We start from the raw sequence: 21,223 nt of genomic DNA, 5'->3' as shown, positions 1-21,223 counted from the left end.
GTGCTGGCATTTTAGCGGTTGCTAAGCTCACGACATGATGTCCGGACTGGAAGATCAGAATGTTCCCGACCCCGATCGTGGGCCGGGGGGGATGCGAAGCTTCCGTTCGGAGCTTGACAGCACGCACTACACCGCGGTCGACGAACACTGGGCAGGCGGTCTCCCAGCACAGTACGGTGTCGCTCCGCGGGTGCGAATTGGTAAGAGCAAGTGGTTCAACCTGTTGTGGTTGATTCCGATCGGCTTGGTGCTCCTGGTCATCGGCATCGCGGTAGCGAAGGGGATACGCGAGCTCCCTGCCGTGCAGGATTTCATTCAACAGTATCCGGGCGAGTCTGAGCTTCCGGAGAACGCGCCGGTGGGTTTCCCTGCATGGCTGGGCTGGCAGCACTTCCTGAATGCTTTTCTGATGATCTTCATCATCCGCTCCGGCGTCACAATCATCGCCGATCACCCGCGTTTGTACTGGTCCAGACACTCCACACCGGGTAAAGACTGGTTGCGTATGCAGAAGCCGGTGCCGAGTGATCCGCTGTATACGTCGAAGCAGGATTCGATCACCTTGCCGGACGGCGTCGGCTTGCCAGGGCGTCGTCACTCCATCGGGCTCGCCCGCTGGTGGCACCTCGGCGTTGACACGTTGTGGTTACTCAACGGAATCGTGTTCTACGTTCTGATCTTCGTCACCGGCCAGTGGATGCGCTTGGTCCCCATGAGTTGGGACGTCATCCCGCATTCCATTTCGGTCGCAATCCAATATCTGTCGCTGGACTGGCCGACGGAAAACGGCTGGGTCAACTACAACGGTCTGCAACTGATCGCCTACTTCATCACCGTGTTCATCGCCGCTCCGACCGCTCTCATCACCGGGCTCGGGATGTCACCGGCGTTGTCGACCAAATTCCGGACCATCAGTTCGGTCTTCAGTATCCAGGTCGCACGATCACTCCATTTCTTGGTGCTCGCCTGGTTCGTCATGTTCATCATCATCCACGTGACCCTCGTGCTGACCACCGGCGCCCTCCGCAACCTCAACCACATGTACGCGTCACGGGACGACAGCTCCTGGGTCGGGTTTTTGATCTTCGCCGCCTCGATGGTGGTCATCATCGTCGGCTGGGTGGCGGCGACACCGTTCACGTACCGGCATCCGCGTGTGGTGCAGAAGGTGGGGTATGCGCTGATCGGTCCCGCGCAGCGGTTGTTCGAGCACATCGATTCGAAGCCGGGTCAGTACACGGAGAAAGATATCTCTCCCTATTTCTGGCATAACGGTAAGTTCCCGGAATCGGAGGAGTACAAGAAGCTCCAAGCTGGCACCTTCACGGATTACAAGCTGCAAATCGGTGGGCTCGTTGATAATCCGGTGGAGTTGGACCTTGAGCAATTACGGGCGCTGTCACACCACGAGCAAATCACGCAGCACTTTTGCATTCAGGGCTGGTCGGGTGTTGCGAAGTGGGGCGGCGTCTCAATGCAGACCATTCTTGACATCGCGAAGCCGAAGCCGGAAGCGAAGTGGGTGATTTTTTACTCCTTTGCGGTCGGTTCTGATGGTGGGATTTACTACGACGCTCAACCGATCGAGCAGATGAGTTACAAACTGACCATGCTGGCCTATGACATGAATGATGAAACGCTGTCGTTCGGTCACGGTGCTCCGCTGCGGTTGCGCAACGAGGTGCAGCTCGGTTTCAAGCTGGTCAAGTGGATTAAGGGCATCGAATTCGTCGAAGACTTCTCCGAGGTCGGCGGTGGTCTGGGTGGGTACGACAACGACCATGAGTTCTTCGGCTATCGGCAATCCATCTGACATCCCACGCACTGACCGACAGGTTGGAACAACTTACGATTGGAAGTCGGCTAGCCACAGGTCGGGGTCGAAGACTTCGTATTGGATGTCTTTTGCGGGTATGCCGCGGGCGATTAGCGCGCTGCGGACGGATTGCATGAAGACCAGCGGGCCGCACAGGTAGTATTCGGCGTCCGTGGGCAGTTCGATGGTGCTGACGTCCATGAATCCGGCGAGTTCGCCGTCGATAGTCTGCGTGGATTTCGTGGGTTCCACATACCAGGTGATCAGGGATGCGTCGGGCATTTTTGCCAAGTCTTCCCTGATTTGGTTACGCAAGGCAAAGGTGTTTGCTGAGTTGTCGGCGTGGAGAAAAGCCACCTTTCGTTGGCTACCGGTCTTCACAAGGTGGGAGAGCATGCCCGCCATGGGCGTGACGCCGATTCCAGCGCTGGCGAGAACCACCGGCCGGTCGGTGAACTCCAGGACCACATCGCGGCCAAGAGCCCGAAAGCTGGACGGATTAGCGTTACGGGAACAAGTCGCCACGATGCTCACCGATCGGTTCAGCCCGGAACAGGTCGCGGGCCGACTGAAAGTCAAGCATCCGGAGAATCCGGAGATGCAGGTGTCACACGAGACGATCCACCAGGCCCTCTACGTGCAGGGCCGCGGATCGTTGCGCTTGAAAGTTGCCACCGCGTTGCGGTCAGGGCGTGTCACACGGCACCCGCAGCGGTCGGAGGGTCCGCGGCCGCAGAGGTTCCGGGAGATGGTGATGATCTCCGACCGGCCGCCGGAGATCGAGGACCGCGCCGTTCCCGGGCATTGGGAGGGCGAGCTGATCATCGGCTCGACCTCGTCGAAGTCCGCGATCGGAACCCTTCTCGAACGGACTACGGGATACGTGATGCTGCTGCATTTGCCCGGGGATCACACCGCTCGCACCGTGGCCGACGCGATGATCGTGGCAATGAACACCCTCCCCGAACAGCTGCGCCGTTCGACCACCTGGGATCAGGGAGCGGAGATGTCTCGACACCAGGAAATCACGATGGCGACTGGGATGCCGATCTATTTCTGCGCTCCGCACTCGCCCTGGCAGCGTGGCAGCAACGAGAACACCAACGGGCTCTTGCGCGAGTACTTTCCAAAAGGCACAGACCTGTCCTTTCACGGGCCCGGGATCCTCGAGAACGTCGCTGCGGAACTCAACCGCCGGCCCCGCAAACGCCACGGCTACCGAACGCCCGCAGAGGTCCTCGCCACGCTAACCTCGAACCCAACCAATCAAACCGGTGTTGCAGACACCACTTGAATCCGCCCGATATGAGGCGCCTAGGTTAAGTGACACACTAGATCGCGCAGGAGTGGTTCACTCCTAAGTGAAAATATCCAGCGATCAGAGCGACCTTGGATGCGAACCGGTTCAAGACCGCACGCTTAGTGTTCCGGCCTCATATCCTGCGGTGCATGGGATCTCCGTAACGCTCGGTCGTCTCGTTGTTGCACTGGTGTCCACTTGCACGGATCACGTGGAGGGTTACATCTGGCCCGGCCTGTGCCAGCACCTGGGCACGTCGACGGGGCCGCCGAGGTCGAGCTGGCCGTGGAGCAAGACGTCGGGGATTCCGGCGAGGCGGTCATCATTACGCAGCAGTTGGTCTTCCTCGAGCCGGGCCCCGTGCGTGAAATAGTGCGTCACGATGCGGGCGAACTGTAGCTGGAATGTGGGTCGGTGAAGCGGGGGCTGGGTGCCGAGCCGGGTTCGAGCGAGACGGCGGCGTCTCCCCAGTCGCACCAGTGCTGCGCTGCGTTTCACTGTGGCGTCGTCGCTGTGGTTGAGTAGGCAGTCGTAGGCGGCGACGCGGTCACCGTCGCGCTCGGAGGCGGGGACTCCCTCGCGGAAGCGCTGTCATTTCTCGGGCAGGTAGCGGCCGTTCTCGTGGTGGAGCCAGAGCACGTCGCTGCGCTGGGTCATGGTGACGGAGATCAGGACTAGGGTGCGCACGTGCTGCGGGTAGCACTCGGCATAGGTGAGGGCCAGTGTGCAGCCCCGGGATCCGCCCCAGAGTCACAACTCGGAACGGTGCAGTACCGAGGGTGGCTTGTGGCCTATTCAAATAACCGACGCTAAGTGTTTGTGGCGTTCGGCAGCGATCGTTCGCACGACATGCCCAGAAATGGAGGAGCGCGTGTCACTTACCGTGTATGCACCAAGGTAACGAATGCGACTCTGAGCGATACGTCATCCCGAGGCACCCATCGAGTCCACCTCGCCAAATCGATCTCGGTCGTGCTTGCGGCACTGACCTAGGGTGGACGCATGGACGCTGACATCAACTTCTACTTCGACCCGGTCTGCCCCTTCGCCTGGATGACGAGCAAGTGGGTGCGGCAGGTGCAGGGGCAACGCGACTACACCGTGGACTGGCGGTTCATCTCGTTACGCCTGATCAATGCCCAGGTCGACTACGACACGCACTTCCCTCCCGGGTACGAAGCTGGACACACCGCCGGACTCAGGCTCCTGCGGGTAGCCGCCCGCGCGCGAGCGGAGCACGGCCGCGAGGCGATGGCGCCGCTATACGCCGCCTTCGGGACCCACATCTTCGACACCGCCCCCGGCCCGGACAACCATCGGACCGAGGGTGAGGTGCGTGAGCTCCGCGGGACGCGTGAGTTTGCGGAGCCGATCCTCGCCGAGGCGGGCCTACCGCCCGAGCTGGCGGAAGCTCTCGACGACGAGTCATGGGACATCGAGATCCAGCAGGAGACGGACGAGGCACTCTCGCTGACGGGAAAAGACGTGGGCACGCCCATCATCCACTTCGAGCCGCCCGCCGGTGCGGCCTTCTTCGGGCCGGTGATCAGCCGGCTGCCACACGAGGACTCGGCGGTCGAGTTGTGGGACCACGTGGTCGGGCTGGCCCGCTTCCCGGGTTTTGCCGAACTCAAGCGCAGCCTGCGCGAGCAGCCACAGCTGGCCGCGTTCGGAGTCGACGCGGACACGGTCGGAAAGCAAGAAGACTGGCACGGCGGCAGCCGGCGGCAGCAGAAATGACCCCCTCCATTAGGGTAAATGCATGAATGAGACGAGCACCCTCAGCCACCAGGAGTCCATCATCGTCGAGGCGTCGGCCGCGTTTCTCTATGACCTACTCTCCGACATCACCCGCACCGGAGAATGGAGCCCGGTCTGTACGTCATGCTGGTGGGATGACGAGGCCGAGGCCGGTCGGGTCGGTGCCTGGTTCACCGGGCACAACGAGCTCCCACACCGGACCTGGCAGACCCGGTCCGAGGTGGTGACGGCAGAGCACGGACGTGAGTTCGCTTGGGTGGTGGGCGGCAGCTTCGTGCGCTGGGGCTTCAGCTTCACCGCCGCGGAGACCGGGACGATGCTCACCGAGTCCTGGGAGTTCCTGCCGGACGGGATCGCCATGTTCGAGGAGAAGTTCGGCGAAAAGGCGCACGCTCAGATCACCGACCGCACCCAGCAGGCCCTCGGTGGCATACCGAAAACCCTCGCAGCGATCAAGCGGATCGCCGAGGTCTCCATCGACGTAGGGGCGAAAGCCCAGTCTTGACCGGGCCGCTCTCGGAGCGCATCGTGTCGTTGTAGAGCTGCCAATGACCGCGACCGGATCGCTTGGCGTGGAACAGGTCGAAATCGGTGTCGCGCACCAGGCTGGCTATTGTCGAGTGGTCCGTAAACAATGCGATGCCAATCGTTACCGTGGGCTGAGTGTGGCGCCCATGGATGCTCAGTTCGGTGCCGACAGCAGCGGCGATGCGCGCGGTCAGGTACTGGTGTGGCTCGGCCGTCCCCATGCGGTCTTGCCTTCAACGCTCACGTTTCATCCCTGGCAATCCTGCAACTCGGGACAGGAGCAGATGCCCCACCGGGCGGGCCGGCCCAGCGCACACTTCCGCTAGCCATTCGTGCTTCGATCCGTCACGGAGGATCGGTAGGTACTTCCACAAATCCCGCTGCGCCAGGTGGGCGCGTGCCCTGAGGCACGTCGTCCTGCGGTCAGCCGCCGATGAGGGTTCGAAGGAGCGGCAGTCTTTGCGGGAATTGGAATCAGTGACCGCATAGGTGACAGATTCGGTTCTTTTGTGTGAATGGCAGCGCTAGATGGCGGTGAATTCGCATCGCTTCATGGCATGGGTGAACGTTGCGCGCTACTGGTGAGCGTGGGTGATGACGTGGCAGACACCGCCCGCTTCGCAATCGCCTGGGTCGAGATGCTGGCTCGCGTCGATGATGTGTTGCAGCTCTGTTTCAAGAAGTACGAGTTCTTGTTGGCGGCGGCGCACATCCGCAAGTCTTTTCAAAAGGAGGTTGGAGACGTGTTCGCACGGCACCTCGCCAGCTTCTCTAACAGTGATGATGCCGCCAAGTTCGGCCAATGTCAGACCAGCCGTCTGGGCAGACCGAATGAACCGCAGGCGCGATAGGGCCGCTTCGTTGTAGCGGCGGTAACCGTTCCCCCCACGTTCGGCGTGATCCAACAGGCTGCGCCGCTCATAAAACCGGATCGTCTGTGCGGTTACGCCGCTCGCAATGGCCAGGTCTCTAATCTGCATATTCCCATTTCACCACTTGACCTTGCACTGCGGTGCAACGTTTACGGTGAAGGCATGGATATTACGTTGCAGTACTTCGATGGGTGCCCGAACTGGAAAATCGCTGCTGAGCGGCTGGCGTTGATCGCGGCTGCATGCCCCGGCATCGTTGTGACCCGGCGGTTGGTCGAGAATCTGGAAGACGCAGAGACAATCGGTTTTCGGGGATCTCCGAGCATGCTGGTGGACGGAACAGACCTTTTTCCCGACCCGTCGGCGTCGGTCGGGCTGGCCTGCCGCATCTACAAGACCCCCACGGGACTAGCCGGCGCCCCAACACTGGAGCAACTGCGCGATGCGATCACTACAGCTTGAGCGGCATAAGTAAGGAATACGACCTGTTCGTGATCGGTGCCGGAATGGCCGGCACCACAGCAGCCAACAGGTGCGCTGCACAGGGATGGCGCGACACTAACCTTCAGCGGGCGGCTTTCGCCATGCTGCACTTGCCGATGGCGCGCCTTCCGGGTGGGACTTATCGCTCGCCGCTGGCGGATCGTGACTCGGCCCATTCCGGCTGGTCCGCTCCCCACTGGCTGCCGATCCACCTGTAGCGATTCGGACCGCCGCTAATGCTGATCGCGGGTGCGGCACAGGTGACGGTCCCTTCTAACGTTTCCGCGCTCACGGTTTGGATCTCATATGGGCCGGCTTCGGTCTGCGGGGAATGAGGCTGGGCGAGTAGCTCGTGAGCGACCCGGGCCAATGAAATGTCGACGGTCCACCCGTGCCCGTCGAGGTGGCGACGTCGAAGTGCTGACATGATCCCGGCGGCAAGTAGGTACCCGGCGGAGTGATCCAGTGCTTGGGCCGGCAAAGCTCCTGGCCTGCCGGTGCCGTCTGCGTGAATCTGGGCGATGCCGCTGGCTGCTTGGACAATGCTGTCGAATCCTCGGCGCTCGGCCCAAGGTCCGCTTTGCCCCCACGCGCTCACCCGGCCGATAACGAGCCCTGGATGGCGGTTGTGGAGTTCGACCGGCGAGAGGCCGAATTGGTTGAGGCTGTTCGGCCTGTATCCCGAGACAACAACGTCGGCGTCCGTCAGTAGCTGTTCGAGGCGGTCTCGATCCGGTTTGTAGCCGAGATCGAGGAGCGCGGAACGCTTCCCTTGCCCGGTGTCGAGGTACTGCCAGGGGAGTTCCGGCATGCCAGGATTGTCGATGCGCAGGACATCTGCCCCGAAGAACGCGAGGCTGCGAGTGGCCACCGGCCCGGCTATGACGCGGGTCAAGTCGAGCACCCGAACGCCCTCCAGGGGCGCGTGTCTGTCGGCCGACCCCAGGCTATGGAGGCCCGAGTCTCCTGCCTGCTGCACCAGGCTGATGAAGGGAGCTGCTTTCAGGGATTGGGCTTGAGGATGTCCTCTCCAACTGCTCGGGCTGCGAACCGCGCTGATCACCGCACCAGAATCTGTTGCTTCATCCTCCAGATCGAGGGCGCTGCGGCGCGAAATTGCGCGAGCGACAGCCTCGGTGGTGGCGGAGCCATCCAATCTCAGAAGTGAGCGCAAAGCCGCTTCGTGATGGGGATAGTTGGCGTGAGTGCGAACCCAACCGTCGCTCGAAGCGAAGAATCCGGACAGGGGCGCCCACGCTGGCGCGGGGTCCCCGTTCCACCGAAATAGTTGGTCACTCCGGAAGGCGCCGGCGACCAGTTGCGGCGCAGAGCCCACCCGCGGAACTTCATCCGCCTTCGGATCCCGCACTTCCGAACGGACAAGGTGCAGTAACGAGGCCATCAGCTTGGTCGCCGCGATGCTGTCCGCGGCAAGATCCCCGACAGGCAAAGGCGACGAAAGCGGCACCGGCCCGGACAAACGAACACGATCGGCTAGCTCCGGAAGTTCCGCGGAATCGGAGAGAAACGTGCTGAGGAAGGTGCCCATCGGTTGCCTCCCACGCCCTCGACCGTGCACACGTGGGCGTGAAACCAGGCGACCATCGGTGATTCCCACTTTATCCCCATGTCACGGAGTGCAATTGATGTCATGAGGGGCCGAGCAATCACGGGACGGAATCAAAACGGGGGGAGAGCCGGCGATAGGCCAGCCAAGGAACCCCTTCCGCAAAGGGAAATGAAGGTCGAGGTCTATCGAACCTGGCGTGTGAGTCGAAGGCCGAATGGGTGTGGCCCGGCGAAATACCAAACGAGCGCGCCGAGTAGAGGCGCGAATACGACGGCGATCATCCAGAGGACTTTCTCCACCTCGGACTGGTCGCGGGTTCGCGCAAGGCGGTTTACGCGGTCACTCGTTCCGGCCGGCCTGCTCCACGGGCAAGGTACGTTTGATGGGCGGAGTCAATTAGTTGCTAGTTTGATCCGCACCTGAGAAAGAGACCCCATTTATGCGCTCTCGCGCCCATACAACATCCTGGCTGCGCGCCGCAGCTGCCATTATCGCCACCGTCGCTGTGGTTACGGGGTGCAGTGCCACCGCCCAGAACACCGCGGCCGACTCCACTACCCTGACCTACGCCATCAACGGTGGCACGCTCAGCGGCGGCAAGATGGACATTCACTCATCGGCCTTCCAAGCCACCGCCCTCGTGATGCGCAATTCCTTCGATTCGCTCGTCTATCAGAAGGCCGACGGCTCCTTCGTGCCCTGGCTCGCCACGTCGTGGCAGATCTCCGACGACGGCCTGCAGTACACCTTCGACCTGCGCGATGACGTCACCTTCCACGATGGCGAGCCTTTCAACGCCGAGGCCGTCAAGGCCAACTTCGAGCACGTGGTCGCTCCCGAAACGGCGTCAGCGGATGCCGCCAGCCTCATCGGGTACGCCGAAACCGGTGGCTTCTACGCGGGCACCGAGGTCGTTGACGAGTACACCGTGCGGGTCGACTTCAGCCAGCCCTACGCCCCGTTCTTGCAGGCCGTGAGCACCGCCAAGCTCGGCTTCTACTCGCCCGCGGCGCTGCGTGAGAACGCAGCCCAGCTGCCCGCCGGCGGCCCCGGCATCTCGGTGGGCACCGGCCCGTACGTGTTGAGCGAGTACACGCCAGACCAGAGCATCGTCTTCACCGCGAACGAAAACTATAACTGGGCACCGGATGGCAGCACCCACCGGGGCGCGCCGGCCATCGACACGCTCGAGTTCCGCATCCTGCCCGAATCGTCGGTTCGCACCGGCGCACTCACGAGCGGTGAAGCACAGATCGCCAGCGACATCACCCCGAACGCCGTGGGACAGATCGGTGACGAGTTCACTATCGAAAACGTGACCATGCCGGGCCTGCCGTACACCCTGTTCCTCAACGAGGCGCACGGCGTCTTCGCCGACGAGAATGTGCGCCGCGCCTTTGCCCTCGGAGTGGACATCGGTCCGGCCGTGGAGAGCATCTACCAGGGGCAGGCGGAACGCGCGTGGAGTATCCTCTCCCCGGCCACCCCGAACTCCTACGATCCGAGCCTCGAAGACAGCTGGGCCTTCGACCCCGATCAGGCTAATGCCCTGCTCAACGCGGCCGGCTGGACCGAGCGCGACTCCGAGGGCTACCGCATGAAAGACGGAGCCCGACTCAGCGCGCAGTGGCTCGCCTATAACCCTGTCTCCGATGCCAACGCGAGCTTCGGAGACGTCGTGCAGTCGGACCTGCGCGAAATCGGCTTTGAAATTGTGCGCGACAACCGTGAAATCGCCCAGTACTACGAAGCATTCGACCAGCGTAATTACGACCTATCAGACTGGAGTTTTCCCAGTGTCGACGCCGACGTGTTGCGCGCCCACCTGCACAGCGGCGGCTACAAGAACGGCTCATCCACCGCCGATCCGGTCGTTGACACGCTTCTCGACAACGCCATCGCCACAAGCGACCCGGCCGAACGCGAGTCCCTCTACCAGCAGCTACAGCAGTGGAACGCTACCCACGTCGCCATGGTTCCGATCACCGTGCCCACCGCGATCACCGCATACAGCAAGACCATCGAGAACCTGAGCTTCGACCTGTACGGGCAGCCGCTCTTTTACGAGGCGTCCCTCACGACCGCTCCGTGATCGAACGCCACGGGCACGCACGCGGCGCTGCCCGACCGGGCGCTCGCCTACTCGGTCGGCTCGGCGGCATGGTGCTCGTGGTGTGGGGCGCCGCCACGCTGGGATTCTTCGCATTGCGGCTGATCCCGGGCGACCCGGTGAACGTGCTCATCGGGCTCGGCAACGTCTCGACACAGGTACGCGACCAGATCCGCGAAGACTGGGGCCTCGCCGACCCGCTTCTCGTGCAATACCTCGGCTACCTCGGCCGCCTCGTGCAGGGCGACCTCGGAACGTCGTACCGCAGGCAGCAACCCGTCGCCGACGTGATCGGCCAGCAACTCGTGCCCACCGTGCAGCTGATGGCCCTCGCCGTTGTGTTCGCGCTCCTGCTCGCGCTCGGGTCGGCATTGCTCGGGCGCGGCCGGCGCACAGCACCGCTGGCCGGCCTGCTCGAACTCGTTGCCGTGTCGTCGCCCACGTTTTGGATCGGTCTCGTGCTGATTAGCGTCTTCGGCTTCGGGCTTGGCTGGTTTCCGGTCGTCGCCACGGTGGGGTTCGGCGCTCTCCTCCTGCCAGCAGCGACCCTCGCCATCCCGGTGGCCGGCATCATCAGCCAGGTGCTGCGGCAGGGCCTCGATGACGCAGCAGCGCTGCCCTTCGTCGACACCGTGCGTGCCCGTGGTGCCAGCCACACCCGGCTCGTCGTGCGCCACACCCTGCGCCACGCCGCCGCCAGCAGCATCACGCTCACTGGGTATATGGTCGGCTCGCTGCTCGGCGGGTCGGTGCTGGTCGAGACCGTCTTTGCCCGCCCAGGGCTTGGCCGCGTAGCCCTCAACGCCATCGTTGACCGGGACGTACCCGTGGTGCTCGGCATTATCGTGCTCGCCGCGGTGGCCTTCTCCGTGATCAACCTGCTCGTCGACCTTGTCGCCGACCGCATCGACCCGCGCCTGGAGACTGAGCAGGCCTACGCATGAGCGTCCTCGTCGCCGTCCGGTCACGTCGAGTCAAGCGGATGCCCGCCCCGGCACTCTGGGCCGCCGCCGGGTTCCTCGTGCTCCTCGTGGTATCGGCCCTTCTGCCCGGGGTGTTCACCGCCGCTGACCCCCTGCGCACCGACATCGGTGAGGCGCTGCTGGCGCCCGGCCCCGGGCATCCGTTTGGAACGGACCAGACTGGCCGCGACGTGTTCGCACGGGTGATCTACGGTTCGCGGTACTCGCTCGCCATTGGCTTCGGTGCCACGCTGATCGCTCTGGTCGTGGGGCTCGTGATCGGCTCATTCGCTGGGCTTATGCGCAGCCTCGGCGACGGTGTGCTGAGCCGCGCCATCGAGATCGTGATGGCCTTCCCGGAGTTTCTGCTGGCCCTGATCGTGATCGCAATCATCGGCCCGGGGGAGGCGAGCCTGCTCGTGGCCGTGGCCCTCGCGGTGATCCCCTCATACGCGCGCGTCGCCCGGGTGCAAACCCTCGTGGTCAAGCGCGCCGGCTACGTGGAGGCCGCGCGCACGCTCGGTGTGTCGCCCGCGGTGACCGTGCTGCGCCACGTGCTACCCAACACCCTCGGCCCGCTGCTGGTCATGGCCACCATGGGAGTCGGCACCGCTATCACTGCCGCGGCCGGCCTGAGCTTCCTCGGCCTCGGGCCGAAGCCGCCAACGCCGGAGTGGGGACTCATCCTCTCGGAAGGCCGCAATTTTCTCGCCAGCGCCTGGTGGATCGCCGTGTTCCCCGGGCTCGTGATCACCGCCACCGTGGTGTCGACAAGCATTCTAGGCCGACACCTGCAGGCCCGAAGCGCGCGGCGGCAGCGATGAGCGTCATCACGGTGCGCAACCTGCGCGTGGTTCTGCCGGGCTCGGCGACCGCCGCGGTCGACGGCGTCTCGTTCAGCATTGCCGCCGGGCAATGCCTCGGCATAGTGGGGGAGTCCGGTGCCGGTAAGACGGTGACCGGCCGCAGCCTGATCGGACTCACCCCGGAGGGCGCACGGGTCACCGCCGAGGAACTGACCGTGGCCGGAGTTGACGCTCGAGACCTGACCGAGCCGGCTTGGCGACGCCTGCGCGGTGCCCGCGTTGGCCTCGTGAGCCAGGACGCCCTCGTCTCCCTTGACCCGCTGCGCCGGGTGGGCGCCGAGGTGGCCGAACCCCTCGAGGTGCACGAACCCACACTCGGCCGCGCCGACCGTGCCGGCCGGGTGCTGCAGCTGCTCGATCAGGTGGCCATACCAGAGCCCGCCATGCGCGTGCGTCACTACCCGCACGAACTTTCCGGTGGCCTGCGCCAGCGCGCACTCATCGCCTCGGCCCTCGCGGCTTCGCCGGCCGTGCTGATCGCTGACGAACCCACTACAGCCCTCGACGTGACCGTTCAGGCCCAGATTGTGATCCTGCTGCGCCAGCTGAAGGAGTCGGGCCTCGCGCTGCTGCTGATCAGCCACGACCTTACGATTATCCGCCAGCTCGCCGACGACATCGCCGTGATGAAAGACGGGCGGTTCGTCGAGTTGCAGCCTGCGGCCGACCTGTTCGCCGCGCCGCAGCATCCGTATACTCGCGAGCTTCTGGCGGCGGCGTCGCAGAGCCGACCGCCGGCCCCGCCGAACACCGGCCCCGTGGTGCTCGCCGCGCGGGACCTCGCCAAGACCTACGGCCAGGCGGCCGCGCAGCTACACGCTGTGAACGGGGTCTCGTTCGAGCTGCGTGCCGGCCACACCGTGGGCATCGTGGGCGAGTCGGGGTCGGGCAAGAGCACGGTGGCACGGATGCTGCTGGGCACGGAAACCCCGGACCGCGGCGATGTTCTGTTGCACGGTGAGCCCTGGAGCCGAGTGCCGGAATCGACGCGGCGGGCCCGACGCGGCGGCATCCAGATCATCCACCAGGACTCCCTGAGTGCCTTCGACCCGCGGGCGACAGTACTGCAGATCCTGTCGGAGGCAATCGCTCTGGATGGCACCCGGCTCGGGCGGCGTCGACGGCGCGAACGCCGGGCGCGGGCGATCGAGCTACTCGAGCTGGTGGCACTGAACGATTCCCTGCTGGGGCGGCGGGCGCACCAGCTCTCCGGCGGGCAGCGCCAGCGCGTGGCGATCGCCAGGGCGCTGGCCCGGCAGCCGAGTATCTTGGTCTGCGACGAGCCGGTGTCGGCGCTGGACGCGTCTATTCAGGCCCAGGTGCTCAAGCTGCTGGCATCCTTGCAGGAGACGACGGGGCTGGCGATGGTGTTCATCTCGCACGACCTCGCAGTGGTACGCGCGCTCAGCCACGACATCCTCGTGATGAAGGATGGCGTTGTCGTGGAGCAGGGACCGGCTGCGGCGCTATTTCTTGCGCCGCAGCATCCGTTCACCCGAGAACTGCTCGCCGCGCACGCCACGGCTTAGTCGGATCAGCCAACGGCCGGGTCGAATCCATGAACACCAAGATCCGACTCATCACCCGCATCGCTTTCGGCTTCACATCCCCGACGCCCTGATCGCCCTCACCATGCTCAGCCTCGGCGGCCATAAACCGGTACTCCCGAGCAGGGTTTAACCCACGGTTACGACAGGACAGCCTTCACGACGACCAGTTAATTGTGATCATCCTCCGCCTCGGACATCGTCGGGAGATAGACGAATCCCGATAAGTGAACGCCCATCGGCGCACACGAAAGGAACAACATGACGGCTCTGGCCGCGCTGAGCTACGCGAGGACCTTTGAGCCCTTCGTTCGGTTGCACCGCCAGCAGAGCGTCTGGAGGTTTTCGGGCGTGCTGAGACCGCCTTTGGACACCGGATGATGTGGTCGACCTCGAGCAAAAGGTGCGGCTCGGCAGCCACCGAGACGCTGCATTGCAAGCAGGCGTAGCGGTCGCGCTGCTTGATCTCGCCTCGGAGTCGCACCGTCATCAGCGCGCGTTGCCCAGCGGCCGACTTCGTCCAGCGGATCTTCTGGACGAGCGTCGCGGACAGTGCATCAAGGGTGGGAGTGTCGAGTGCGATGGTCGACGCCTGACCGCTGTTGCGTCCTGCGGAGGTGTACTGGAATTTGTAAACCGGGTACGGCACCTCGATGGGCGACAGGTGGGCACCGATCTGGTTCCAGAACTCGTCGGCGTAACGCTTGAGGATGAACTTCGGCGGATTGATTCTCGCGGTGATCTCTGCCTCGCGACCCTTGACGTTGGAGACCGCCTCCTCCAGCCGCGAGATGTCCTCGGCGACACGCTGAACGTCAGCCAGGGTCTCCTGGTCGGCCTTGATGGAGAAGTACTTCATGACGTACTTGATCGGCTCGACGCTGGCATTGCGGACGCCCTGGAGAGATGTGTTGTGCACTTGCGGCGCGTAGTCGGAGACGTTGCGGTCGCGCCGATTGTTCCACGCCGAGTTGCTCTCAAACGTGGCCAGGTGCGCATACTGACCCGCTGAGGACGCTCCCAGCTCAAATGAGCCCTGCGAGCGGATCTCGGCCACGTAGTTCACGACCTCGTTGTGCTCGGCGACAACGACGGCGATCTCGGATCGCAATGTTTGGAACTGGTCGGAACTGGTCGGAACTGAAATAGCGATCCTTGCGGACCTTCCAGATGATCGGGCTGGCGATCAGAACCAGTGCAAGCGCGGCCAAGGCGGCAACTCCGCTTCCGGTGGTTCCGCCAAGGACGAGGGGCCCCGCAATGAGCAGCATGATTTAAAGCGGTTTGGGCATGATGCCATCTTTCCGTGATGTGACGTAGACAAGCTCATTCTGGCGGGCACTTCTGACACAAATGTCTCTTATCCAGCAAAAACGGGTCAACACTTCCAGTGGAAGCGAGGCAGAGGGCAGAGGAAACTCATGCGGGCTGGCGGCTGCGGATTAAATGACGATGCACGGCCAGGGATGCTCGAACGGCCGCTTTTCGGCGCTGCGAATTGTCCTGCTCGTGCGATGGAGTGATGAGTGGCGAGTGGGTGCGCGCGGTCATGTTCGGAGCGGCGGGTCGAGTTCTGCGCCGTCTGCGGCGCCGGGTAGCACCTTGAGTGGCCAGTTGGCCTTGTAGTTGGAGTGGACATCGCGGTCCCGACGTCGAGTCGTTGAACATACCGGCCCCATGCCCATGGGGGCAGTCGGGTTGCCTTGCGTTGCCTGCGTGGCACGGTCGGCAAGGAACTTAGACCGACCACTAATGCGTTGCCACTCGCGTTCACGGAGTTCTCCCGCCCGTGAACAGATACGCAATCATGGGTACGCTTGAGCCCGGTGCTACTGGCAGCATCGACTGGGATGATTACGGCAGCTTCCCGATCGAAATCACCGAGGTGGTGTCCGACGGCTCGTTCGGCTTCCGTTGGTCGGGAATCCCCGCAGAAGAGCTCGACGAGTACTCGACGCACGTGCGCTTTACCATCGCCGATGCTGGTAACGGGACGGATGTCACGGTGATCGAATCGGGCTTCGACACACTCCCCGGCGGCACCCGCTACCGTCGCGAACGTTTTGAGCAGAACCGAGAGGGCTGGGACGTCGTACTCGACGAGCTCGCGATTTTACTCGAGGGTGTCACCCAGTAGTTCACGATTACGGGGGAGTCGCTCGACGAGTTGGCCACGTTGCTCGGCCGGTAGAGGATTATTTGACAGAGCGCAGAGGATGTACGCGAAAGTACCAAAAAATTGCCCACTGATTCAGTGGCCTGTGAGTTATAGGAACAGCACGCCACAGGGTCGTGCTCAGAACTGGTTGATTCTGGTCTAAGAACAGGTCTTAAAACGAATGGCCTCCGAGATTTCGGAGGCCATTCGGCGTTACCGGGGTGGATTGTCCTCGTGGGGAGGCGTTTCCTGACGAGGATCCCCTGGAGGCAACGAGGGCCCCGGTCAAGTCACGTGAACGCCGACTGAAGCAACCTGCTTCGGCGTCGACTTGGTTCAGGCGCGCGCTACCGTGCGTGAGTGCGGGCGAAGGCGGATGCCGCGGCGACCTGCTCCGGCCCCGGCCGCACCCCGGTGTAGCGCTCGAACTGCTCCGCTGCCTGCAGAGCGATGACCTCGGCCCCCGTGATCACGGTCTTACCTGCCGCGCGCGCGGCCAGGATGAGCGGAGTCTCCGCGGGCAACGCCACCACGTCGAACACGCAGGTCGCGTCGGCGATCACCTCGGCGGAATAGGACAGGTCGTTCGCCTCGGCACCGCCGGTCATGCCGATCGGGGTGACGTTCACGAGCAGAGGTGCGGTGAGACCGGTCGGCTCGGCCGCCCAGCGGTAGCCGAGCTCGGTGGCGAGAGTCCGGCCTCGGGCCTCGTTCCTGGCGATCAGGGTGCCATGCTCGAACCCGGAATCGCGGAAGGCCGCGGCGACGGCCTTCGCCATTCCGCCGCTGCCGCGGAGCAGGAACGGAGTGGTCGGGTCGAGGGCGCGCGCGCGGATCAGATCGGCGGCGGCGATGTAATCCGTGTTCGAGGCCCGCAGGCAACCGTTGTCGTTGACGATCGTATTGATCGACGCGATGGCGCTCGCCGAGTCATCCAACTCGTCGACCAGGGCGATGACATCTTCCTTGAAGGGCATCGACACGGAGCAGCCACGGATGCCCAACGCACGCACGCCGCCGATCGCGGCGGCAAGATTCGTCGTGGTGAACGCCTTGTAGATGAAATCGAGCCCCAGCTCGGCGTACAGGTAATTGTGGAAACGCGTGCCGAAATTGCTGGGCCGGGCGGCCAGGGAGATGCACAGGCGGGTGTCTTTGTTGAGCAGGGGCTGCAGTGTCATGCGGTCAAGTTTAGGAGCGGAATCGCCAGCGGATGCCCGGGCGGAAGGAGCGGGACCCAGTCAGCCGGCGGTGGACTCCCGCACGATCAGCTCCGGTTGGAACTCGATCTGCTCGTGCACGAAATCGTCGCCGCCGGCGGCTTCGCGCAGCAGCAGGTCGACGGCCGTGTGGCCGATCAGGGCGCTCGGCTGGTGGATCGAGGAGAGCGGCACGATGGCTGCCGCCGCGAAAGCGATGTCGTCGTAGCCGATGAGCGCCACGTCTTCGGGGACCCGCACATCGCCCAGCATGCTCAGGGCCTGCAGCACGCCGATGGCGAGCAGGTCGTTCGCCGCGAACACGGCGTCCGGCCGGTCGACCGGGTCGCGGGCGCGCAACTGCTCGCCCACGAAACGCCCCTGCAGCACCGAGAGGGACTCCGTGCTGATCACCTCAAGCGACACGTTCGGATGCTCCCGCACGGCCTGCCGCGCGCCCTCCGGCCGGTCGGCAACCTGACGGATGCTCTGCAGCCCACCCACGAACGCGATCCGGGTGCGCCCAATCAAGGCCAGGTGCTCCGCGGCGAGGTGCCCGCCGGCCACGTCGTCGACGGCCACGGAGGAGAAGCTGTGGACGGCCGTCTGCCGGTCGACGGGAACGGTGGGGGTGCCGCGGGCGCGCAGCCGCATGAGCCGGTCCCCGACCTCGCCGAGCGGGGAGATCAAGACGCCGTGCACACGCTGCTCTTCGAACAGGTCGAGGTAGGCACTCTCTCGGTCGATGTTCTCGTCGCTGTTGCCGAGGAGCAGGGTGAGACCCTCTTCGGCGGCCCGGTCCTCGGCGCCGCACGCGACATCCGTGAAGAACGGGTTGGCGACGTCGAGCACGACGAGCCCGATGCTGCGGCTGCGGCCGGCCCGCAGTCGCCGGGCAGCGTCGTTGCGCACGAAGCCGAGGGCGGAGATTGCCGTCTGCACCCGCTCCACGGTTGCCGGGGAAACCTTGCCCGGCCGGTTGAGCACATTGGAGACGGTGCCGACCGACACCCCGGCGCGAGCCGCGACTTCGCGCACACTCACCGTTGCCATCGTCACCCTTTCGCCTTGCGCTTTGCTGCCTCTAGGTGAAGTGTGAATCACCGCGCCGCAGATTGAAACGACTCAATACACGAGACCTATTCGAAGTCTCGGTTGAATCTCATTTGGGGGATTGCACTTTTTCTGCTGTCGACGGACGCCCCAACCAATCCGTATATTCGCTGAATACACGTTCTCTGAAACGATTCACCCTTGTCGGTGCCGTTGAGCCATTCGGACCGGTCGTCGCCCTCGCAGACGGGAACATCGAAATCCTCCCCGGTGAGATCCATGCCCTGGTCGGCGAGAATGGGTCCGGCAAGTCCACCCTCGTGAGAATCCTGGCCGGGCTCTACCGCCTCGACGCCGGCGAGTTCCAGGTCGACGGGCAGCCGGTGTCGTTCCGCACCGTGGCCGACAGCAAGGCCCCCGGCATCTCCGCGATCTATCAGGAACCCACCCTGTTCCCCGACCTCACAGTGGCCGAGAACATTTTCATTGGGCGCCAGCCGAAAGGCCGGCTGGGCCTGATCAGCCGGGCCTCCGTGCGCACGGCCGTCGCGACCTGTTCGACCAGCTCGGCGTGCGCATCGATCCCAACCGAGCGGCCGAGGGACTGTCGATCGCCGACCAGCGGATCATCGAGATCGCCAAGGCCATCTCCCAGGGCGCCACGGTGCTCGTCATGGATGAGCCGACCGCCGCGCTGTCGGACATCGAGGTGGAGCGCCTGTTCCAGGTTGCCCGCAACCTGCGGGCCCAGGGCGCGAGCATCCTCTTCATCTCGCACCGCTTCGACGAGGTGTTCGCCGTCTGCGACCGCATCACCGTGATGCGGGAGGTCGCCCCGGTGGGCGACACCGTGCTCTCCGTGAAGGGGCTCGGCCGCGCCGGCCTCTTCGCAGACGTGACCTTCGCCGTGGACGACCCCCGTTTTCTGGCACCCGGGGACATGCCGGCGCGCATCCGTTCCTACTGCGCCCAGCACGGCTTGCCGGTGCCGGGCACCCCGGTCGAACTCATGCGCAGCATCGTCGAGAGCCTGGCGGCTGCCTATGCCGAGACCCTCCGGGTCGTGAGCGAGCTGTCGGGAAGGAGCATCCGCGCGGTGCATATCGTCGGCGGTTGGTCGCAGAACGACCTTCTTTGCCAGCTCACCGCGAACCGAACGGGGCTGACCGTGCTGGCCGGCCCCGTCGAGGCCACCGCGATCGAAAACGTGCTCGTGCAGGCCCGTGCCCAAGGTCTTGTGACCGGAAGCCTCGACAGCCTGCGCGCCCTGGTCGCCCTGGCCTCCGCCCCACGGCGCTACCGGCCCACGGCCTGACGTGCGCCGGTGCTACCTGCCTCGGGGCAGAGCCGCCCCGACTGGCTGCCGTGCGCCCCCAACCAATTCGACGGAGATTCTGCCAAAATCCGGCCATTCCCACCGAGAACGGGCGGTCTAGAGCAAAATCTCCGTCGAATTCGTTCGGCGTCGGGCTGGACTGTCGCCCTCGGTCCGCGGTCGAGAAGGGGCCAGGGTGGATGGCGCACAGGGGCGCCTACGTCCCGGTGGGGTCCGGGCGGTGATGCGTGATCAGGATCGGGTCGATCGCGCGAGGCGGCCGCTCAGGCCCAGAGGCCGATGCTGAGCTGGAGGCGCGCGTGGCTGCCGAGCACCGCCTGCCCCATCGGGACGATGGGAACCGGCAGCTGCCATTGCCCGTCGCTGGACTTGCCCGGTGCCCAGTCGAGCTGGTTGGGCAGCTCTGCTTGTTCGGTGATTCGAACGGCGAGGGTGCTGTTCCACTCCCAGGTCACGCTTCTGGCCGCGCCCTTGTCGTTCACCTCGACGTCGACGATGAGCGTGTCCTGCCAGTCCGCGATCTGCTCGAGGTGTCCCCCGAAACCGAGGGTGCCGCCCGTCTCCTTGAGTGAGATGATCTTGAGGTTGAGGTTGAGGTCGAGGGCGTAGCGGCACTTACGCACGTTCTTCGGCTGCAGGTTGATTGTCATCAACGGGACCGGTGACAGGGGCCCGGCGATGCCCTTCTCCGTGGCGTTCAGATCGATCGGGCAATAATGATCGGCCGGCTGCTCATGAATAAGCGCAGGCACGCCACGGATGGCCAGCCTCGCCTCGCCCTGCCAGATGCGGTCGTTGCGATCGAGCTCCACCCCGTGCGGGGCGACCTCCACCCGCAACCCGCCGAACAGGAAGCGGGAAAGGTTCTGGTACGTTTCCTCGGAGTTGACCAAGCCGTATCGACCCGAGTGGGAGCGATGGATGTAGGCCCGCGCGCCCCCGTAAACGTAAGCGTTGCGGATCGCGACGAGACCATCGCTCTGCACGCCCATGACCGCGGATGACAGCCCGGCGGCCACGGAATAGTCGCGTGAATTCGTGCCGACGATGCTGAGGATGCGGGAGGGAGGGAAGGAGCCCACCATGCGCCGGGGGTCCCACCGGCCCGTTTTCGGGTCGGTTTCCCGGGCAGGGTCGTGGGTGGCCGACAGCATGTACTCCTGCATGTGCCGGGGGAGAAGCTATCGCTGCCCAGCGGCTCGAACCGGTCCATGAGCCAGCCCCCGATCGGCCCGCCGAGCTCGGGGGAGATTCCTCCATGCGGGGTCCCGATCGTGCAGAGTTTCGACACCGCTTCGGCGGGGTCGGCCAGTTCGCGCTGCAGGACGGTGCGGCAGATCAGCCCGCCCATGGAGTGCGCCACGAGTAGACGGGTGGTCCGCCGCGAGTCTTGGCATGCACCAGATCGATGAAATCGACGAGACCCCGGGCCGCGCGGCCGATGTCGTACGATTGCGGCTTGACCCCGAATGTGCCCATGCGGCGTCGTAGAACTGGTGGATCCAAACGGAGTCCGGTTCCAGCGTTCCGGGATAGGCATTGATCAGGACGTTCTGCTGTCTGCAAAGCCTCGTACATAAATGACGGGGTAGCGCTCGCTCATCGCGTCGTCATTCGCGCGTCACGTGTCACGACAGGAAGTCTTGGTGGCACGATTGGAGG

19 protein-coding genes and 3 pseudogenes are annotated in these 21,223 nt (G+C 64.3%); 14 read left to right on the top strand and 8 right to left on the bottom strand.

Annotated elements, in window-relative coordinates; genetic code table 11:
• Positions 1–34 precede the first annotated feature (34 nt).
• A complete protein-coding gene (locus E3O47_RS09820) occupies positions 35–1,813 on the top strand; it encodes a molybdopterin-dependent oxidoreductase (RefSeq protein ID WP_198418029.1) in 1,779 nt (592 codons plus the stop codon).
• 33 nt (positions 1,814–1,846) lie between these two features.
• Here the strand turns inward: E3O47_RS09820 and E3O47_RS16000 are convergent, their stop codons facing one another.
• Entirely contained in the window at positions 1,847–2,212 is a 366-nt protein-coding gene (locus tag E3O47_RS16000; protein ID WP_241986159.1) for a hypothetical protein, read from the bottom strand.
• Positions 2,213–2,273: 61 nt separating this feature from the next.
• On the opposite strand from E3O47_RS16000, the pseudogene E3O47_RS09815 reads away from it, so the two are divergent.
• The 5 genes and pseudogenes from E3O47_RS09815 to E3O47_RS09795 form a co-directional block, all read left to right on the top strand.
• Positions 2,274–3,110, top strand: a pseudogene (locus E3O47_RS09815) (IS30 family transposase); the annotation flags it as partial.
• 243 nt (positions 3,111–3,353) lie between these two features.
• Positions 3,354–3,515, top strand: a complete 162-nt coding sequence (locus E3O47_RS15995; RefSeq protein ID WP_166785369.1) for a hypothetical protein — start codon at positions 3,354–3,356, stop codon at positions 3,513–3,515.
• 603 nt (positions 3,516–4,118) lie between these two features.
• Positions 4,119–4,856, top strand: coding sequence for a hypothetical protein (locus E3O47_RS09805; RefSeq protein ID WP_134420359.1), 738 nt, complete (start codon positions 4,119–4,121; stop codon positions 4,854–4,856).
• A gap of 22 nt (positions 4,857–4,878) precedes the next feature.
• Positions 4,879–5,382 carry an SRPBCC family protein gene (locus E3O47_RS09800; RefSeq protein ID WP_104102295.1) on the top strand — a complete coding sequence of 168 codons (504 nt, stop codon included), beginning with the start codon at positions 4,879–4,881 and terminating at the stop codon, positions 5,380–5,382.
• 43 nt (positions 5,383–5,425) lie between these two features.
• Complete coding sequence (locus E3O47_RS09795; protein WP_134420357.1) at positions 5,426–5,731, top strand: hypothetical protein; 306 nt, start codon at positions 5,426–5,428, stop codon at positions 5,729–5,731.
• A gap of 249 nt (positions 5,732–5,980) precedes the next feature.
• On the opposite strand, the gene E3O47_RS09790 is transcribed toward E3O47_RS09795, so the two are convergent.
• Complete coding sequence (locus E3O47_RS09790) at positions 5,981–6,385, bottom strand: heavy metal-responsive transcriptional regulator (protein ID WP_134420355.1); 405 nt, start codon at positions 6,383–6,385, stop codon at positions 5,981–5,983.
• Between the two features lie 54 nt (positions 6,386–6,439).
• Between E3O47_RS09790 and E3O47_RS09785 the strand changes: the two genes are divergently transcribed.
• A complete protein-coding gene (locus tag E3O47_RS09785) occupies positions 6,440–6,739 on the top strand; it encodes a thioredoxin family protein (RefSeq protein WP_134373210.1) in 300 nt (99 codons plus the stop codon).
• Positions 6,740–6,899: 160 nt separating this feature from the next.
• Here the strand turns inward: E3O47_RS09785 and E3O47_RS09775 are convergent, their stop codons facing one another.
• Positions 6,900–8,309, bottom strand: a complete 1,410-nt coding sequence (locus tag E3O47_RS09775) for a CoA transferase (protein WP_134420353.1) — start codon at positions 8,307–8,309, stop codon at positions 6,900–6,902.
• 460 nt (positions 8,310–8,769) lie between these two features.
• On the opposite strand from E3O47_RS09775, the gene E3O47_RS09765 reads away from it, so the two are divergent.
• The 5 genes and pseudogenes from E3O47_RS09765 to E3O47_RS09745 form a co-directional block, all read left to right on the top strand.
• Positions 8,770–10,422 (top strand): ABC transporter substrate-binding protein, encoded by a 1,653-nt coding sequence (locus tag E3O47_RS09765; RefSeq protein WP_104102282.1) that lies wholly within the window; start codon positions 8,770–8,772, stop codon positions 10,420–10,422.
• Positions 10,419–11,384, top strand: coding sequence for an ABC transporter permease (locus E3O47_RS09760; protein ID WP_241986153.1), 966 nt, complete (start codon positions 10,419–10,421; stop codon positions 11,382–11,384). The genes E3O47_RS09765 and E3O47_RS09760 overlap by 4 nt, the downstream gene beginning before the upstream one ends.
• Entirely contained in the window at positions 11,381–12,226 is an 846-nt protein-coding gene (locus tag E3O47_RS09755; RefSeq protein WP_233191474.1) for an ABC transporter permease, read from the top strand. Before E3O47_RS09760 ends, E3O47_RS09755 begins: the two co-directional genes overlap by 4 nt.
• Positions 12,223–13,797 carry an ABC transporter ATP-binding protein gene (locus E3O47_RS09750; RefSeq protein ID WP_134420351.1) on the top strand — a complete coding sequence of 525 codons (1,575 nt, stop codon included), beginning with the start codon at positions 12,223–12,225 and terminating at the stop codon, positions 13,795–13,797. The genes E3O47_RS09755 and E3O47_RS09750 overlap by 4 nt, the downstream gene beginning before the upstream one ends.
• Positions 13,788–13,948, top strand: a pseudogene (locus E3O47_RS09745) (transposase); the annotation flags it as partial. The gene E3O47_RS09750 and the pseudogene E3O47_RS09745, both read left to right, overlap by 10 nt.
• Before the next feature lie 24 nt (positions 13,949–13,972).
• On the opposite strand, the gene E3O47_RS16565 reads toward E3O47_RS09745, so the two are convergent.
• Positions 13,973–14,926: an HNH endonuclease gene (locus tag E3O47_RS16565; RefSeq protein ID WP_241986152.1), complete on the bottom strand. Its 954-nt coding sequence runs from the start codon at positions 14,924–14,926 to the stop codon at positions 13,973–13,975.
• 678 nt (positions 14,927–15,604) lie between these two features.
• Here E3O47_RS16565 and E3O47_RS09735 point away from each other — a divergent pair.
• The gene (locus E3O47_RS09735) at positions 15,605–15,952 is read left to right on the top strand and encodes an SRPBCC domain-containing protein (RefSeq protein WP_134420349.1); all 348 of its coding nucleotides are present in this window, start codon (positions 15,605–15,607) and stop codon (positions 15,950–15,952) included.
• A 368-nt stretch (positions 15,953–16,320) separates the two neighbouring features.
• Here E3O47_RS09735 and E3O47_RS09730 read toward each other — a convergent pair whose 3' ends face one another.
• The gene (locus E3O47_RS09730) at positions 16,321–17,154 is read right to left on the bottom strand and encodes a shikimate 5-dehydrogenase (protein WP_104102272.1); all 834 of its coding nucleotides are present in this window, start codon (positions 17,152–17,154) and stop codon (positions 16,321–16,323) included.
• 60 nt (positions 17,155–17,214) lie between these two features.
• Entirely contained in the window at positions 17,215–18,225 is a 1,011-nt protein-coding gene (locus E3O47_RS09725; RefSeq protein ID WP_134420371.1) for a LacI family DNA-binding transcriptional regulator, read from the bottom strand.
• A 170-nt stretch (positions 18,226–18,395) separates the two neighbouring features.
• Here E3O47_RS09725 and E3O47_RS09720 point away from each other — a divergent pair.
• A pseudogene (locus E3O47_RS09720) lies at positions 18,396–19,540 on the top strand (ATP-binding cassette domain-containing protein).
• A 284-nt stretch (positions 19,541–19,824) separates the two neighbouring features.
• On the opposite strand, the gene E3O47_RS09715 reads toward E3O47_RS09720, so the two are convergent.
• Positions 19,825–20,727 carry a hypothetical protein gene (locus E3O47_RS09715; RefSeq protein WP_166785367.1) on the bottom strand — a complete coding sequence of 301 codons (903 nt, stop codon included), beginning with the start codon at positions 20,725–20,727 and terminating at the stop codon, positions 19,825–19,827.
• Between the two features lie 172 nt (positions 20,728–20,899).
• Complete coding sequence (locus tag E3O47_RS16295) at positions 20,900–21,040, bottom strand: hypothetical protein (RefSeq protein WP_206750122.1); 141 nt, start codon at positions 21,038–21,040, stop codon at positions 20,900–20,902.
• Positions 21,041–21,223 lie beyond the last annotated feature (183 nt).

Origin of the sequence: Cryobacterium sp. TMT2-17-1 (assembly GCF_004402765.1) — a bacterium.
Classification (GTDB): Bacteria; Actinomycetota; Actinomycetes; order Actinomycetales; family Microbacteriaceae; genus Cryobacterium; species Cryobacterium sandaracinum.
The sequence above is the reverse complement of the archived record's forward strand: the minus strand, read 5'-3'. Positions and strand labels throughout refer to the sequence as shown.